General features: G+C 72.6%; 15 protein-coding genes. 11 read left to right on the top strand and 4 right to left on the bottom strand.

The genetic code is table 11. The features are described 5' to 3' along the window. Positions 1-212 precede the first annotated feature (212 nt). The 3 genes from IEZ08_RS04820 to IEZ08_RS04810 all read right to left on the bottom strand — a co-directional run bounded on the left by IEZ08_RS04820 (position 213) and on the right by IEZ08_RS04810 (position 2,900). The gene (locus IEZ08_RS04820; RefSeq protein WP_068922789.1) at positions 213-815 is read right to left on the bottom strand and encodes a DUF4126 domain-containing protein; all 603 of its coding nucleotides are present in this window, start codon (positions 813-815) and stop codon (positions 213-215) included. Then, entirely contained in the window at positions 815-2,020 is a 1,206-nt protein-coding gene (locus IEZ08_RS04815) for an NAD(P)H-dependent flavin oxidoreductase (protein WP_189241749.1), read from the bottom strand. The genes IEZ08_RS04820 and IEZ08_RS04815 overlap by 1 nt, the downstream gene beginning before the upstream one ends. 175 nt (positions 2,021-2,195) lie before the next feature. Continuing rightward, on the bottom strand, positions 2,196-2,900 hold the full coding sequence (locus IEZ08_RS04810) for an acyltransferase (RefSeq protein ID WP_084779953.1): 705 nt from the start codon (positions 2,898-2,900) through the stop codon (positions 2,196-2,198). A 254-nt stretch (positions 2,901-3,154) separates the two neighbouring features. Between IEZ08_RS04810 and pyrG the strand changes: the two genes are divergently transcribed. The 11 genes from pyrG (at position 3,155) to der (ending at position 14,822) form a co-directional block, all read left to right on the top strand. Continuing rightward, positions 3,155-4,825: a CTP synthase gene (gene pyrG, locus IEZ08_RS04805; protein ID WP_068922790.1), complete on the top strand. Its 1,671-nt coding sequence runs from the start codon at positions 3,155-3,157 to the stop codon at positions 4,823-4,825. Positions 4,826-4,848: 23 nt separating this feature from the next. Further along, on the top strand, positions 4,849-5,505 hold the full coding sequence (locus tag IEZ08_RS04800; RefSeq protein ID WP_068922791.1) for an NUDIX domain-containing protein: 657 nt from the start codon (positions 4,849-4,851) through the stop codon (positions 5,503-5,505). A 30-nt stretch (positions 5,506-5,535) separates the two neighbouring features. After that, positions 5,536-6,447, top strand: coding sequence for a site-specific tyrosine recombinase XerD (locus tag IEZ08_RS04795; protein ID WP_229802921.1), 912 nt, complete (start codon positions 5,536-5,538; stop codon positions 6,445-6,447). A 99-nt stretch (positions 6,448-6,546) separates the two neighbouring features. Continuing rightward, the gene (locus IEZ08_RS04790) at positions 6,547-7,491 is read left to right on the top strand and encodes a ParA family protein (protein ID WP_068928644.1); all 945 of its coding nucleotides are present in this window, start codon (positions 6,547-6,549) and stop codon (positions 7,489-7,491) included. Between the two features lie 131 nt (positions 7,492-7,622). Continuing rightward, positions 7,623-8,462, top strand: coding sequence for a segregation and condensation protein A (locus IEZ08_RS04785; protein ID WP_189241748.1), 840 nt, complete (start codon positions 7,623-7,625; stop codon positions 8,460-8,462). Further along, positions 8,443-9,108, top strand: a complete 666-nt coding sequence (gene scpB / locus IEZ08_RS04780) for an SMC-Scp complex subunit ScpB (protein ID WP_084779955.1) — start codon at positions 8,443-8,445, stop codon at positions 9,106-9,108. The genes IEZ08_RS04785 and scpB overlap by 20 nt, the downstream gene beginning before the upstream one ends. Beyond that, positions 9,105-10,769 (top strand): pseudouridine synthase, encoded by a 1,665-nt coding sequence (locus IEZ08_RS04775; protein ID WP_189241747.1) that lies wholly within the window; start codon positions 9,105-9,107, stop codon positions 10,767-10,769. The genes scpB and IEZ08_RS04775 overlap by 4 nt, the downstream gene beginning before the upstream one ends. 116 nt (positions 10,770-10,885) lie before the next feature. After that, positions 10,886-11,245: a chorismate mutase gene (gene aroH / locus IEZ08_RS04770; protein ID WP_068922794.1), complete on the top strand. Its 360-nt coding sequence runs from the start codon at positions 10,886-10,888 to the stop codon at positions 11,243-11,245. 133 nt (positions 11,246-11,378) lie between these two features. Then, positions 11,379-12,569, top strand: coding sequence for a prephenate dehydrogenase (locus IEZ08_RS04765; RefSeq protein ID WP_229802920.1), 1,191 nt, complete (start codon positions 11,379-11,381; stop codon positions 12,567-12,569). Positions 12,570-12,738: 169 nt separating this feature from the next. Next, the gene (gene cmk, locus IEZ08_RS04760; RefSeq protein ID WP_068922795.1) at positions 12,739-13,404 is read left to right on the top strand and encodes a (d)CMP kinase; all 666 of its coding nucleotides are present in this window, start codon (positions 12,739-12,741) and stop codon (positions 13,402-13,404) included. A 50-nt stretch (positions 13,405-13,454) separates the two neighbouring features. Next, the gene (gene der, locus IEZ08_RS04755; RefSeq protein WP_229802947.1) at positions 13,455-14,822 is read left to right on the top strand and encodes a ribosome biogenesis GTPase Der; all 1,368 of its coding nucleotides are present in this window, start codon (positions 13,455-13,457) and stop codon (positions 14,820-14,822) included. Positions 14,823-15,067: 245 nt separating this feature from the next. On the opposite strand, the gene IEZ08_RS04750 is transcribed toward der, so the two are convergent. Then, the coding region (locus IEZ08_RS04750) for an aldo/keto reductase (protein ID WP_189241746.1) at positions 15,068-15,508 on the bottom strand (441 nt) is incomplete at its 5' end.

Below are 15,508 nucleotides of genomic sequence, written 5' to 3'. Positions count from 1 at the left end.
GAGGAAAGTGCCGATCGGAGCCACCTCCCGGTGGGGGTCGTTCGAGGTCCTTCGAGCATATCCCGCGTGCCCGCCTGCACGTGGTTTCCGGACGTTTGATGACGGTTTCCCGCCCATGGGCGGTTCATTTCTGTGCGGCCGCCGAGAGCCCGCTGAGGGGCCGCCGAGAGCCTGCCGGAGACCGCCCGCGGTCCGCGGCGGGCGGTCGCGGATCAGCCGGAGCGCGCTCCGCCGCGGTCCCGCGCCCGGCGGCGGCGCCGTACCTTCCGTACCACCCACCAGGCGAGCAGGGCCAGCCCGATCACGATCACGAGGACCAGGACCGGCAGGAAGATCGCCACCAGGCTGATGCCGAGCGAGCCGGCGTCCTCCACCGTGCTCACCACCGGCGCACCCACTCCGGCGGTCGAGGCGTTCACCACGGGCCGGGCGGTGGTCTTCATCACGTGGACGGCCAGCGCGACCCCGATCCCCAGCACCCAGCCCACCCAGGGGTGCTCGGCCATCCAGGCCGACCCGTCGAGCCGGGCCGCGGCCTCGGTGGCGCTGAACACCACGCCGCCGGAGGCCGGGCGGACCACCGTCTGGATCATGTCGTTGACGCTGTCGACCACCGGGACCTTGTCGAGCACGATCTCGGCCAGGAGCAGTACGCCGATGATCCCCAGCACCCAGCCGTTGGCCAGCCAGGCGAACTCCTCGGGCAGCCGTACCTGATCGGTCGTGTTGGCCAGCAGGCCCACCACCAGCAGCGGGATGTAGGCGTTCAGCCCGGCCGCGGTGGAAAGGCCCAGGCCGGTCAGTGCCGCGAGCATCACACCTCCGTCGTCTCTCTCCCTTCAACGTCTTCCGGAGGGAAAGAGATCCCGCCGGGTACGGCGGGTGCGTCGTCATGGGTGACGGCGCGCATGCGGGCGACGGCGGAGGCGAACTCCTCGATCATGTCGTGGACGACCCGCCGGGCGGGCTTCACCTGGTTCAGCTGGCCGACGACCTGGCCCACGAAGTATCCGGCGAGTTCGCGCGCGCCCGGGTCGCCCCGCTCGGCCGCGCGGTTGATCCCGGCCATGGCGCCCTCGGCGAGCAGCAGCTGCAGCGGCATCGGCAGCGCTCCCGGACTCTCCGGCGCCTCGTCCCACTCCTGGGTCCAGGCGGACCTCAGCTGCCGGGCGGGCTTGCCGGTCCGGCAGCGGGACCGCACGGTGTCGGAGGAGGCGGCGGACAACATCTTGTCCCTGACGGAGGGCGGCGTCTCGGCCTCCTCGGTGGTCAGCCAGACCGAGCCGCACCACACCCCCTCGGCCCCCAGCGCCAGCGCCGCCGCCATCTGGCGGCCGTCCGCGATCCCGCCCGCCGCCAGCACCGGGACGTCCACCGCGTCGACCACCTGGGGGACCAGGACCATGGTGGAGATCTCGCCGGTGTGCCCGCCCGCCTCCGTTCCCTGGGCCACGACCACGTCGACCCCGGCGGCCACCTGGCGGCGCGCGTGTTCGACGGTCCCGACCAGGGCGGCGACCGGGACCCCGGCGGCCCTGGCCTTGTCCGCCATCTCGGGCGGCGGCGGGCCGAGCGCGCTGGCGATCAGACGGATCGGGTGTCTCAGCGCCACGTCGATGAGCCCGCCCGCGCCCTCGGCCGTCACCCGCCGCCCCACCTCGTCGGCGTAGGCGGACAGCGAGACGGGCAGCGGCTCCCGGGCGTCCAGGCCGTACTTGCCGAACAGATGGGTCACGAAGTCGCGGTGCCGCTGGGGGATGGCGTCGGCCAGGCGGGTGCCCAGGTCGGTGACCGAGGAGTCGATCCTGCCGGGCACGAGCACGTCCACGCCGTACGGCCTGCCGCCGACCCGCTCGTCGATCCAGGTCAGCTCGGTGTCGAGCTGCTCGGGGGAGTAGGCGACGGCGCCCAGGACGCCGAAGCCGCCCGCGTTGGTCACCGCGGCGACCACGTCGCGGCAGTGGCTGAAGGCGAAGATCGGGAAGTCGACGCCGAACATCTCACAGATCGTGGTCCGCATGCCGTGACCGTAATTCCAGAATGATGTTCGGTCCAGGGTCTCCCGGAATGCCGGTCCACTCGGGGCGCTCTGCCCGGGACAGACCGCTCAGGACAGACCGCTCAGGGCAGACCGCCGCTCAGGACAGACCGCTCAGGACGGGCCGTGCGGGACAGGCTGATAGGGGACGGGCCGGTCAGGCCGGGTCGAGCGCCGGGGCGGTCTCCGCGGGGGAGGGCTCGGTGAAAGCGGGGCGGGCGCCGTTCAGCTGGGGCGGCTGCCAGCCCTCACCGGGGGTGTAGCGGCGGACGACCCTGGCGGGGATGCCCGCGATCACGCTGTGGTCGGGGAACTCGCCGCGGACCACGGCCCCGCCCGCCACCACGCACTGGCGGCCGATCCGGGTACCCGGCAGGATGATCGCGCCGGTGCCCAGCCACGAGCCCGAGCCGATCGAGACAGGCCTGTTGCGCGGCCACTGCCGGCCGATCGGCGTCTCGGGATCGTCGTAGACGTGGTTCTGGTCGGTGATGTAGACGTACGGCCCGGTGAACACGTGGTCGCCGATGTCGATCGACTGGTGGCCGACGATGTGACTGCCCCGTCCGATCGAGCAGCTCCGGCCGATCCGCACGATCGGGTCCGGGCCGAGGTCCACCCCCGGTCCCATGCCCGCGGAAATGGAGACGCGCTCGCCCACGAGGGTGTGCTCACCGATCTCGATCCAGGCCTCGCCGAAGATGGCGCCGACGGGGAACGCGATGCAGACGCCCTCGCCGAGGCGGCGGAAGCGGTAGCCGGCGGGGTTGGCCGGGCTGACCGTGCCGGCCGCGCGGATCGCGTTCCAGCCACGGTGAATGAGGGTGCCGGCGGCACGCCGTACCACGCCACGAAGCGACATAAGAGCCAAAGTTACCGCTTGGTCATCTGCCGGGAGAACGTGGGGCGACGTGGGCGTGGAGGAAAGCAGGCGGCACATGGGGCGCGGTGGCCCGGCGAGCCGGCTCTCCGGCCGGTACATGCCCGGAGACGTGGTGGGAAAGCAGGGGGCGTACGGGCGTCTCGCGAACAGGGTTTGATATTCTGAGAGCCCGTGGACCTGTAGGCCGCTCATCAGAGCGGTTCCGACGATCTGTCACGACCACGGGAGACTCCTTGCGCAGCGCCGCACACACCAAGCATCTGTTCGTCACCGGCGGCGTCGCCTCCAGTCTCGGCAAGGGACTGACGGCCTCCAGCCTGGGACGGCTCCTCAAGCTGCGTGGCCTCCGGGTCACCATGCAGAAGCTCGACCCCTACCTCAACGTCGACCCCGGGACGATGAACCCGTTCCAGCACGGCGAGGTCTTCGTCACCGACGACGGGGCCGAGACCGACCTCGACGTCGGCCACTACGAGCGCTTCCTGGACACCGAGCTGCACGGCTCGGCCAACGTGACCACCGGCCAGGTCTACTCCAACGTCATCGCCAAGGAGCGCCGCGGCGAATACCTCGGTGACACCGTGCAGGTCATCCCGCACATCACCAACGAGATCAAGGACCGCATCCGGTCCATGGCCGGCCCCGACGTCGACGTGGTCATCACCGAGGTCGGCGGCACCGTCGGCGACATCGAGTCGCTGCCCTTCCTGGAGGCCGTGCGCCAGGTCCGCCACGAGGTCGGCCGGGACAACGTGTTCTTCCTGCACGTCTCGCTGCTGCCGTACATCGGGCCGAGCGGGGAGCTGAAGACCAAGCCGACCCAGCACTCGGTCGCCGCGCTGCGCAACATCGGTATCCAGCCCGACGCGATCGTGCTGCGCTCCGACCGCCCGGTCACCAGCGCGATCAAACGCAAGATCAGCCTGATGTGCGACGTGGACGAGGACGCCGTGGTCTCCGCCGTCGACGCGGCGAGCATCTACGACATCCCCAAGGTGCTGCACTCCGAGGGCCTGGACGCCTACGTCGTGCGCCGCCTGGGCCTGCCCTTCCGCGACGTGGTCTGGAAGGAGTGGGAGCAGCTCCTGCGCCGGGTGCACCACCCGGCCAAGGAGGTCACCATCGCGCTCGTCGGCAAGTACATCGACCTGCCCGACGCCTACCTGTCGGTCACCGAGGCGATGCGCGCCGGAGGCTTCGCCAACGACGCCCGCGTCAACATCCGCTGGGTCAAGAGCGACGACTGCGAGACCCCCGAGGGCGCCGAGCGCGAACTGGACGGCGTCGACGGCGTGGTCATCCCCGGCGGCTTCGGCGTGCGCGGCATCGAGGGCAAGCTCGGCGCGGTCCGCCACGCCCGGGAGAACCGCGTTCCCCTGCTCGGTCTCTGCCTCGGCATGCAGTGCATGGTCATCGAGGCCGCCCGCAACCTGGCGGGCATCGAGGACGCCGGCAGCACCGAGTTCGACCCCGAGACCACCCACCCGGTCATCTCCACCATGGCCGACCAGGAGGACGTGGTCTCCGGCGAGCGCGACATGGGCGGCACCATGCGCCTGGGCCTGTACCCCGCCAAGCTCGCCGAGGGCTCCCTCGCGCGCCAGCTGTACGGCAAGGCGAAGGTGGACGAGCGCCACCGCCACCGCTACGAGGTCAACAACTCCTACCGCGAGCAGCTGGAGAAGGTCGGCATGGTCTTCTCCGGCCTGTCGCCCGACGGCCGCCTGGTGGAGTACGCCGAGCTGCCCGTCGACGTCCACCCGTTCTTCATCGGCACCCAGGCGCACCCGGAGTTCCGCTCCCGGCCGACCCGCTCGCACCCCCTGTTCAAGGGTCTCATCGGCGCCGCCCTCTCCTACGCCGACGCCCGCGGCGCCGTGGTCAAGGCCGGGCGGGGCAAGTGAGGGACGCGACCGGAGGCGGGGGCATGACCGGGGACGACTGGAAGACCGGGGAGGGGCAGGCCGGCGACTGGGACGTCGAGGACGTCCCCGAGGAGTGGAAGGTGGTCTCCACCACCGAGCACTTCAGGGCCCGGGTCATCACGGGCGTCACCGACGCGGTCGTCATGCCCGACGGTGAGGTCGTCGACCGCGACTACGTGACCCACCTCGGTTCGGTGGCCGTGGTCGCGATGGACGAGCGGGAGCGGGTGCTGCTGATCCGGCAGTACCGCCACCCGGCCCGCCACCTGCTGTGGGAGCTGCCCGCCGGGCTGCGGGACGTCGACGGCGAGCCGCTGCACGTCAACGCCGCCCGCGAACTGGCCGAGGAGGCGGGCTACCGGGCCGGGACCTGGAACGTCCTGGTCGACGCCTTCACCTCGCCCGGCATGTCGGACGAGCGGACCAGGATCTTCCTCGCCCGGGACGTCAGCCCGCTCCCCGCCGATGAGCTCGACTTCGTGCGCAGGCACGAGGAGGCCGACATGCCGGCGGTGTGGATTCCGCTGGCCGAAGCGGTTCGACGCGCCCTGGGGGGAATGATCCACAATTCCCAGGCTGTGGCCGGTATCCTCGCCGCATACGCCGCCTCGGCGGACGGTTTCGCCTCGTTGCGGCCCGCCGACGCACCGGAGGCATGACGGGAGGACATCCTGAGCGAGACGGAGGCCGTGCTCTCCAGCTACCTCGCCCACCTGGCGGGGGAGCGGGGCCTGGCCGCCAACACCCTGGCCTCCTACCGGCGCGACCTCGTGCGCTACGTGGAGCACCTGAAGAACCGCGGCCGCGTCACCTTCCGTGAGATCGCCGAGGCCGACGTCACGGCCTTCCTGGCCGCGCTGCGCGAAGGCGACGAGACCCACCGGGCCCTCGTCGCCAGCTCGGCGGCGCGGGCCGTCTCCGCGGTGCGCGGCCTGCACCGCTTCGCGCTGCGCGAGGGCGTCTCCGGGCACGACCCGGCCCGCCGGGTCCGCCCGCCGCGCCAGCTCCGGAGGGCTCCCAGGGCGATCGGCGTCGAGGAGGTCGAGCGCCTGATCGCCGCGGCCGGTCCCGACGGGGCGCCGCTCACGCTGCGCAACCGGGCGCTGCTGGAACTGCTGTACGGGACCGGCGCCCGCATCTCCGAGGCCGTCGGCCTGGCCGTGGACGACGTCGACCTCGACCCGGGGACCCGGCAGGTCAGGCTGAGCGGCAAGGGCGGGCAGGCGCGGGCGGTGCCGCTCGGGCGGCTCGCCGGGGACGCGCTGGAGGCCTACCTCACCCGGGCCCGCCCGGACATCGCCGCGCACGGCCGGGGCGCCACCCCGGGGCTGTTCCTCAACGCGCGCGGCGGCCGGCTCACCCGCCAGGGCGCCTGGGAGGTGCTCCAGGCCGCCGCCGAGCGCGCCGGGTTGGCGGGTGTCTCGCCGCACATGTTGCGGCATTCGTTCGCAACGCACCTCCTGGACGGCGGCGCGGACGTTAGGGTAGTGCAGGAGCTGCTCGGTCATGCCTCGGTGATCACCGGACAGGTGTCCACCCCGGCCGCGGCCGACAGGCTCCGTGAGATATACGCCGCGGCGCATCCGCGCGGGCGGCGCTGACTGCCGATGCGGCAGGGCGTGCCGCCTTGCCGCATACGTGTTGTCGTCGTAGTGTCCGTCCGGACGGTCCGGTTCGAGACCGTCAGGGAGGTTCGACTGGTGACTGTGACCGCCGACGGTTCTATCCGGGAAACGAACTCGGGAAACCCCGAGAACCCCTGGGGGGACACAAAGACCTCCGGGACCCCCCGCGCAGGGGGGACCCTGGGGCCGACCGGGCGACCCCGGCCGGTGTTTCCCGACCCGCGCCCGCGGACGGTCCACGGACCGTCCCGCGTCGTCGCCATGGTCAACCAGAAGGGCGGCGTCGGGAAGACGACCACCACCATCAACCTGGGCGCGGCGCTGGCCGAGGCCGGGCTGAAGGTGCTGCTGGTCGACTTCGACCCGCAGGGAGCCCTCTCGGTGGGCCTGGGGATCAACCCGCTCCAGCTGGACCTGACGGTCTACAACCTCCTCATGGACCGCCAGGTCACCGCCGAGGAGGTGCTGCTGGAGACCGGCGTCGAGAACATGGACCTGCTGCCCAGCAACATCGACCTGTCCGCCGCCGAGGTCCAGCTCGTCACGGAGGTCGCCCGCGAGCAGGTGCTCGGCCGGGTGATCAAGCCTCTCCTGCCCGAGTACGACGTGTGCCTGATCGACTGCCAGCCCTCCCTGGGCCTGCTCACGATCAACGCCCTGGCCTGCGCGCACGGCGTCATGATTCCGCTGGAGTGCGAGTTCTTCGCGCTGCGCGGCGTCGCGCTGCTGATGGACACCATCACGAAGGTCCAGGAGCGCATCAACGACGAGCTGGTGATCGAGGGCCTGCTCGCCACGATGTACGACGCGCGCACCCTGCACGGCCGCGAGGTGCTGGCCCGGGTGGTCGAGGCCTTCGACGACAAGGTCTACCACACGGTGATCAACCGTACGGTCCGCTTCCCCGACGCCACCGTGGCCGGTGAGCCCATCACCAGCTTCGACCCGTCCTCGCTCGGTGCGAGCGCCTACCGGGAACTGGCGCGTGAGGTCCTCGCCCGGTGGGACGCGGAGAAGTAACCGCGCCCGGCGAAACGATCGCGCTCCCGCGCCCCGGAACGGGGTGGCCCCGTCCCGGGACGGACCGGTCGTGAGCCCGTGCCCCGGAAAGGAACGACCGGCTCCGTCGCCGGGTGCGGGACAATGGCGGGATGACCGAGCAGCCGCAGGTGACCGATGACGGCACCTTCAGGGTGCGCCTGGAGGTCTTCGAGGGCCCCTTCGACCTGCTGCTCGGCCTGATCTCCAAACACAAGCTGGACATCACCGAGGTCTCGCTCAGCCAGGTCACCGACGAGTTCATCGCCTACATCCGGGCCAGGGGACCGGAGTGGGACCTGGACCAGACGAGCCACTTCCTGCTCGTCGCCGCGACCCTGCTCGACCTCAAGGCCGCCCGGCTGCTGCCCTCCGGCGAGGTCGACGACGAGGAGGACCTCGCCCTGCTGGAGGCGCGGGACCTGCTCTTCGCCCGCCTCCTGCAGTACCGGGCCTACAAGGAGGTCGCCAAGGTCTTCTCCGGCAGGATGGCCGAGGAGGCCCTGCGCTTCCCCAGGACCGTGCCGATGGAGGCCCGGTTCGCCAACCTCCTGCCCGAGCTGGTGCTCGGCGTCGGGCCCGAGCGCCTGGCCCAGATCGCCCAGCGCGCCTTCGCGCCCAAGGCCCCGCCCGAGGTCTCCGTCGCCCACATCTACCAACCGCTCGCCAATGTCCGGGAGCAGGCGGTTATCCTTGTCGAGCGGTTGCGGCGGCTGCGCCGGGCGACCTTCCGGGCCCTCACCTCCGACTGCGCCGGCACCTTCGAAGTCGTCGCACGGTTCCTGGCCGTCCTGGAGCTCTTCCGGGAGGCGGCGGTCTCCTTCGAGCAGATCGAGCCGCTCGGTGAACTGCACGTGACCTGGACCGGCAGCGACGACGGGGACATCGCCGTGGCCGACGACTACGACGACCCAGCGAGGAAGGAGCCCGCCGATGGCCGAGCCGACGGTTGAGGCGGCGGCCGAGGCGTCCGATCCGCCACCGGCGCCGGGCGCGCCCGGCCTGGCCGAGGCGTCTGGCGCGGTGCCCGGTGCGCCGGAGGTGTTCGAGGCGTCCGGGCCCGGTCTGCGCGCCGGGCTGGAGGCGATCCTGCTCGTCGTGGACGAGCCGGTCGCCGAGGTGACGCTCGCCCAGGTGCTGGAGCGGCCCACGCACGAGGTCGCGGCGGCGCTGCGGGAGCTGTCGGCGGAATACACCGCGGCGGGCCGTGGTTTCGATCTGAGAGAGGTCGCGGGCGGCTGGCGGTTCTACACGCGGGCCGAGTGCGCCTCCCTTGTGGAGCGGTTCGTCCGCGACGGCCAGCAGGCGCGGCTCACCCAGGCCGCCCTGGAGACCCTGGCCGTGGTCGCCTACCGGCAGCCCGTGAGCCGGGCGCGGGTGGCGGCCATCCGAGGGGTCAACAGCGACGGCGTCATGCGCACGCTGGTGGCCAGAGGGCTGGTCGAGGAGGCCGGCACCGAACCGGAGAGCCAGGCCGTGCTCTACCGGACGACTTCATATTTTCTCGAGCGGATGGGCCTGCGGGATCTCAGCGAGCTTCCCGAACTCGCCCCCTTCCTGCCCGACGACGTGGAAACCCTAGAGGAGCACAGACAGTGAACAACAGGCGTAGCACCCCGTCCGGTGATGGACGCGGTCGAGGCCGTGGCGGGGCCCCGCGCGGTGGAGACCCCCGCGGAGGCGGCGGCTCCAGCGGCGGGTTCCGTGCCGACAGCCGCGGCTTCCGCTCCGAGCGCCGCGACGACCGCGGCGGGTACGGCTCCGGCCGCCGCGATGACCGTGGCGGCTACGGCTCCCGCGATGACCGTGGCGGGTACGGCTCCCGCGATGACCGTGGCGGTTTCCGCGACGAGCGGGGTGGTGCCCGCCCCGAGCGCCGCGATGAGCGCGGCGGGTACGGCTCCCGCGATGACCGTGGCGGTTTCCGCCCCGAGCGTCGTGACGAGCGCGGCGGGTACGGCTCCCGCGATGACCGCGGCGGCTCGCGGAGCCGGTACGGCAAGCCCGCGCGCGACGACGAGCGCGCCGGTTTCCGCGATGACCGTGGTGGCTTCCGCTCCGAGCGCCGTGACGAGCGCGGCGGGTACGGCTCCCGCGATGACCGTGGCGGTTTCCGCGACGAGCGGGGTGGTGTCCGCTCCGAGCGCCGCGATGAGCGCGGCGGCCACGGCTCACGTGACGACCGGGACTTCCGGTCCGGGCGCCGTGACGAGTACGCCGGGTCGTCCCGTCCGGAGCGCTACGGCGACCGGGACGACTCCCGGTCCGCCGCTCCCCGGCAGGGCGAGCGGGGCGGCTCCCGCAGCCGCTACGGCCGGACCGGTCGCAGGGACGAGATCCAGACGATCGGCGGCAAGCGCGCCGGGCAGTACGGCGGCCGGGGCCGTACCGGCTCGGACCGCGCCCCGGCGGCGAAGGCGGGGCGCAGGCCCGGAGCGATCGAGAACGACCGCTTCAAGACCGCCCGCCAGCCCCTGCGGGACTCCGACTTCTACGACAGGGACTACGCCGACGAGCGCGACACCACCGAGGTCCCGGGCGGCGTCCGGCTGCAGAAGGTCCTCGCCCAGGCGGGTGTGGCCAGCAGGCGCTCCTGCGAGGAGATGATCGGTGAGGGCCGGGTCACGGTCGACGGTCAGGTGGTCCGCCGTTTCGGCGCCCGCGTCGACCCGGCCAAGCAGGTCATCCACGTGGACGGCAAGCGGCTGCCGACGATGCCCGACCTGGTCTACTTCGCCATCAACAAGCCGATCGGCGTCGTCAGCACCATGTCCGACCCGGAGGGCCGCCAGTCCCTCGCCGACTACGTGGCCGACCGCACCGAGCGCCTGTTCCACGTGGGCCGTCTCGACACCGAGACCGAGGGCCTGATCCTGCTCACCAACGACGGCGAGCTGGCCAACCGGCTGACCCACCCGAGCTACGGCGTGCAGAAGAAGTACTGGGCGAAGGTCCCCGGGCGGATCAAGCCGGAGGTGGCGCGCCGCCTGAAGAAGGGCGTCGAGCTGGAGGACGGCATCGCCAAGGCCGACTCCTTCACGGTGGTCCAGGAACACGGGCAGCAGTCGCTGGTCGAGATCGTCCTGCACGAGGGCCGCAAGCACATCGTCCGGCGCATGCTGGAGGAGGTCGGGCACCCGGTCATCGACCTGGCCCGCATCGAGTTCGGCCCGGTCAAGCTGGGCCGTCTCAAGCCGGGCACCGTCCGTGCGCTGACCGTCAAGGAGGTCGGCGACCTGTACGCCGCCGTCGGGATGTAACCTTCCGGAATACGTAGAAGGCTTCCGGAATATCCAGGAAACGCAGAGCACAGATCTCCGGGACACGCCGGATCGCCCCACCGGCGATCCGGCGTGAACGGTATGAAGGAGCGACGATGGTGCGGGCGATCCGCGGCGCGATCCAGGTCGACGGCAACGACCGGGACGCCATCCTGTCCGGTGTCACCGAACTGGTCAGCGAGGTGATGGAGCGCAACGGCCTCACCACCGACGACGTGATCAGCGTGATCTTCACGGCGACGCCCGACCTGACCGCGGAGTTCCCCGCGCTGGCCGCCCGCAAGCTCGGCTTCCACGACGTGCCGCTCATCTGCGCCACCGAGATCGACGTCCCGGGCGCGCTGCCCCGCGTGGTGCGGCTGATGGCCCACGTGGAGACCGGCAGGCCCCGTCAGGAGATCCAGCACGTCTACCTGCGCGGCGCGGTGGCCCTCCGCGTGGACATCGCCCAGTGACCTCCCCATGTCGTCCCGTGGCCCCGGTGACCGCCCCGCGTCCCCGCACGGCCCCGGTGGTCCCTTCTTCCCTCCCCGCGCCCAAGGAGGCACTCGTGAGCGAGCGGAGCGAGCGATCCGTGGACGCGGCGGCGTGAGCGGTCTGGAGAGCGTCCTCGTCGTCGGCACGGGACTGATCGGCACCTCGGTCGCCCTGGCCCTGCGCGAGCAGGGCGTCACCGTCTACCTGACCGACCGCGACCCGGCGACCGTACGGCTCGCCAGCGAGCTGGGCGCGGGCATCGAGTGGAATCCCGGGCGCCCGGCCCACCTCGACGCGGGCGCCGAGTGGTACCCGGGGCGGCCGGTGGACCTCGCGGTCATCGCCGTCCCGCCGGACCTGGTCGCCGAGCAGCTCGCCCGGCTTCAGCGCGCCGGGGCCGCCCGCTTCTACACCGACGTGGCCAGCGTCAAGGCCGCCCCGATCCGGCGGGCCGAGGCCCTCGGCTGCGACCTGGCCACCTACGCCGCCGGGCACCCGCTCGCCGGCCGGGAGCGCTCCGGGCCCGCCGCGGCCCGCGCCGACCTGTTCCTCGGGCGGCCGTGGGCCCTGTGCCCGACCGAGCGGACCTCGCCCGACGCGGTGGAGGCCCTGCGCGGACTGATCAAGCTCTGCGGCGGCGAGCCCGTCGAGGTGGACGCCGTACAGCACGATAGGGCGGTCGCGCTCGTCTCGCACGCCCCGCACGTGGCCGCCTCCGCGGTGGCCGCCCGGCTCGCCGACGCTCCGGCCGCCGCGCTGGGACTGGCCGGGCAGGGGGTCCGCGACGTCACCCGCATCGCGGCCGGCGACCCGGACCTGTGGACCGGGATTCTGTCGGGCAACGCGGCCCCGGTGGCCGAGGTCCTGGAGGCGGTGGCGGCCGACCTGGCCGCCGCGGCCGCCGCGCTGCGCGCCTTCGCCGAGTCCTCCGCCGCGCCCGCCGAGTCCTCCGCCGTACCCGACGAGTCCTCCCCGGCGCCCGGCCCCGACGCGCAGGACGGTACGGCGATGGGCACGGTCACCGAGCTCCTGCGCCGGGGCGTCGCGGGCACCGGCCGGATCCCCGGCAAGCACGGCGGCCCGGCCCGCACCTACGCGACCGTCCAGGTCATCATCGGCGACCGCCCCGGAGAGCTGGCCCGGCTGTTCCAGGTGGCCGAGGAGGCCGGGGTCAACATCGAGGACGTCCGCCTGGAGCACGCCCCCGGCCTGCCGCTGGGCGCCGCCGAGCTGTCCGTGCAGCCGGAGGCGGCGGACACGCTCTCGGCGGCCCTGCGCGCGCACGGCTGGCATCTCCCCTGACAGGCGCGGCCCCGGGACCCGGGGCCGCGCGGCGGGACGCCCGGTGCGCGATGCGCGCTTCCGCCCCCGCTCCCGGTAGCCTCGTACGGACAACTCAAGCGGGTGGTGAACCGCGTGGCGGGTGCCTGCGACACGGCGGCGCGGGGCGGTTACGAGTGGAGCGAGCCAGATGAACACGGTGACCGGGCTGGTCGTCGCCATGGACGGGCCTTCGGGGTCGGGCAAGTCGAGCGCGTCGCGGGGGGTGGCGCGGGCACTGGGACTGAGATATCTCGACACCGGGGCGATGTACCGGGCCATCACCTGGTGGGTGCTCCGGCAGGGCATCGCCCTCGACGACCCGGCGGCCATCGCGGCCAGGGCGGCGGAGCCGGTGCTCACCATGGGCACCGACCCCGACGCCCCCTCGGTGGCCGTGGACGGCACCGACGTCGCCGGGCCGATCCGGACCGCCGAGGTGACCGCCGCGGTCTCCGCGGTGAGCGCGGTGCCCGAGGTGCGGCGCCGGCTCGTCGCCGAGCAGCGTGAGATCATCGGGACGGGCGGCATCGTCGTCGAGGGCCGTGACATCGGGACCGTGGTCGCCCCCGGCGCACCGGTCAAGATCTACCTGACGGCGAGCGCGGACGCCCGGGCGGCCCGCCGTACGGCGGAGCTGACCGGCACCACGGTGGAGGCGCAGAAGGCCGCGATGGCCCGGCGTGACACCCTGGACTCGACGCGGAAGACCGACCCGCTGGCGATGGCCGACGACGCCGTCGAGCTGGACACCACACCGCTGAACCTCGACGAGGTCATCGCCGAGGTACTACGCGTGATCAAGGAAAAAGTGTGACTGGGGAATACGACGACGACCGCGGCTGGATCGACGCTGAGCTCGCCGATCTGGGGACCGAGGACAGCTCATCGGACGAGGCGCCGGACTCCGGTCCGCTGCCCGTCGTGGCCGTGGTGGGCCGCCCCAACGTGGGCAAGTCCACCCTGGTCAACAGGATCATCGGCCGTCGCGAGGCGGTCGTGGAGGACGTGCCCGGCGTGACCCGGGACCGGGTGACCTACGAGGCCACCTGGCGGGGGCGCCGGTTCACGGTGGTCGACACCGGAGGGTGGGACCCCGACGCGACCGGCATGGCCCTGCGGATCGCCGAGCAGGCGCAGATCGCGGCCGAGCTGGCCGACGTCATCCTGTTCGTGGTGGACGCCACGGTGGGCGTGACCGACTCCGACGAGATCGTCGGCCACGTGCTGCGCGGCTCCGGCAAGCCGGTCATCCTGGCCGCGAACAAGGTCGACAACCAGCAGATGGAGCTGGAGGCCGCCACGCTGTGGTCGCTCGGCCTGGGCGAGCCCCAGCCGGTGTCCGCGCTGCACGGCCGCTCCAGCGGCGACCTGCTCGACGTGGTGCTCGACAAGCTGCCCGAGACGCCGCCGCAGCGCTTCGGGGCCGAGCGGGGCCCCCGCCGGGTGGCGCTGCTCGGCAAGCCCAACGTGGGCAAGTCCTCGCTGCTGAACCAGCTCGTCGGCGAGGAGCGCGTGCTCGTCGACCCGATGGCCGGCACCACCCGAGACCCGGTGGACGAGCTGGTCGAGCTCGGCGGGAAGACCTGGCGCTTCGTGGACACCGCGGGCATCCGCCGCCGCGACCGCGAACTCAAGGGCGCCGACTTCTACGCCAGCATGCGGACGCGGGGAGCGCTGGAGCGCTCGGAGGTCGCGATCGTGCTCATCGACGCCAGCGAGGTGCTGACCGAGCAGGACCTGCGGATCATCTCCCTGGTGATCGAGTCCGGCCGGGCCATGGTCGTGGCGTTCAACAAGTGGGACCTGCTCGACGAGGACCGCCGCTACTACCTGGAGAAGGAGATCGACCGCCAGCTCGTCCGCGTGCCGTGGGCGCTGCGGGTCAACATCTCCGCCAAGACCGGCTGGCACGTCGACCGGCTCGTCCCGGCCATCGAGAAGGCGCTGGAGTCCTGGTCCACCCGCGTGCCGACGGCCCGTCTCAACGCCTTCCTCACCGAGCTGGTCGCGGCGACCCCGCCGCCGGTCCGCGGCGGCAAGCAGCCCAAGATCCTCTTCGCCACCCAGGCGGCGACGGAGCCGCCGAAGTTCGTGCTGTTCACTTCGGGCTTCCTGGAGGAGACCTACCGCCGCTTCATCGAGCGGCGCATCCGCGAGGAGTTCGGCTTCGCCGGGTCCCCGCTCGAGGTCACGATGAAGATCCGCGAGAAGAAGCAGGCGCAGAAGAGGTAGCGGGCGCCGGGCCCGGCGATCCCGGCGCGCGAGCCGTACAGGACGTTCCCGTACGGCTCGCGCCAGTCCGGAGCCTGACGGGAGGGGCCCGGCGGAGGGCCCCGGCTCGGGGAGGGGCCCGGGTTCGGACGCCCGGAAAGGCGCCGTGGCAGCCGCTGAGATGCCCGGAGAGCTTCGCAGGGCTCTTCCGGGATCAGGGGGGGTCCTACGGGCCGGGGTCTACGGCGAGCACGCCGTACAGGCCCCTACGGACGGCCGGGGCCGCCCTCCGGCCGGCCGACCCTCCCGGCCGCCTCGCCGAACACCCGCGGGTCGGCCTCGCACTCGGCGATGAAGTCGCCGGGGAACCCCAGCTCGAACTCCGCCGCCGCCTCCAGCCGCCGGACCGCCTCCTCGGGCAGGACGACGTCGATCGCGCCCAGGTTGTCCCTGAGCTGCTCGACGTCCCTCGCCCCGACGATGGGGTGGACGGCGGCGAAGCGGGCACGGGTCCAGGCGATCGCCACCTGGGAGGGGGTGGCGCCCAGCTCGTCCGCCACCCGCCGGACGGCGCGCGCGACCGTGTGATCGCGAGGAGTGAGGGAGGACGGATCGACCCGGGTGCGCGTATCCGGCGCCTGCGGGCCGGTGAACTTCCCCGACAGCACGCCGCCGGCGAGCGGTCCCCAGGCCGCCACGCTCATCCC

It is taken from the genome of Planobispora rosea, assembly GCF_014648175.1.
In the GTDB taxonomy this organism is placed as follows: Bacteria; Actinomycetota; Actinomycetes; order Streptosporangiales; family Streptosporangiaceae; genus Planobispora; species Planobispora rosea.
This window is presented reverse-complemented; position numbering and strand designations above follow the sequence as displayed.

What these genes read in the sequence shown, in the direction of transcription:
- IEZ08_RS04785 (WP_189241748.1), top strand. Translation starts at nt 7,623, where the DNA reads ATGACCGAGCAGCCGCAGGTGACCGATGACGGCACCTTCAGGGTGCGC.
- aroH (WP_068922794.1), top strand. Translation starts at nt 10,886, where the DNA reads ATGGTGCGGGCGATCCGCGGCGCGATCCAGGTCGACGGCAACGACCGG.
- IEZ08_RS04800 (WP_068922791.1), top strand. Translation starts at nt 4,849, where the DNA reads ATGACCGGGGACGACTGGAAGACCGGGGAGGGGCAGGCCGGCGACTGG.
- IEZ08_RS04810 (WP_084779953.1), bottom strand. Translation starts at nt 2,900, where the DNA reads ATGTCGCTTCGTGGCGTGGTACGGCGTGCCGCCGGCACCCTCATTCAC.
- IEZ08_RS04815 (WP_189241749.1), bottom strand. Translation starts at nt 2,020, where the DNA reads ATGCGGACCACGATCTGTGAGATGTTCGGCGTCGACTTCCCGATCTTC.
- scpB (WP_084779955.1), top strand. Translation starts at nt 8,443, where the DNA reads ATGGCCGAGCCGACGGTTGAGGCGGCGGCCGAGGCGTCCGATCCGCCA.
- IEZ08_RS04820 (WP_068922789.1), bottom strand. Translation starts at nt 815, where the DNA reads ATGCTCGCGGCACTGACCGGCCTGGGCCTTTCCACCGCGGCCGGGCTG.
- cmk (WP_068922795.1), top strand. Translation starts at nt 12,739, where the DNA reads ATGAACACGGTGACCGGGCTGGTCGTCGCCATGGACGGGCCTTCGGGG.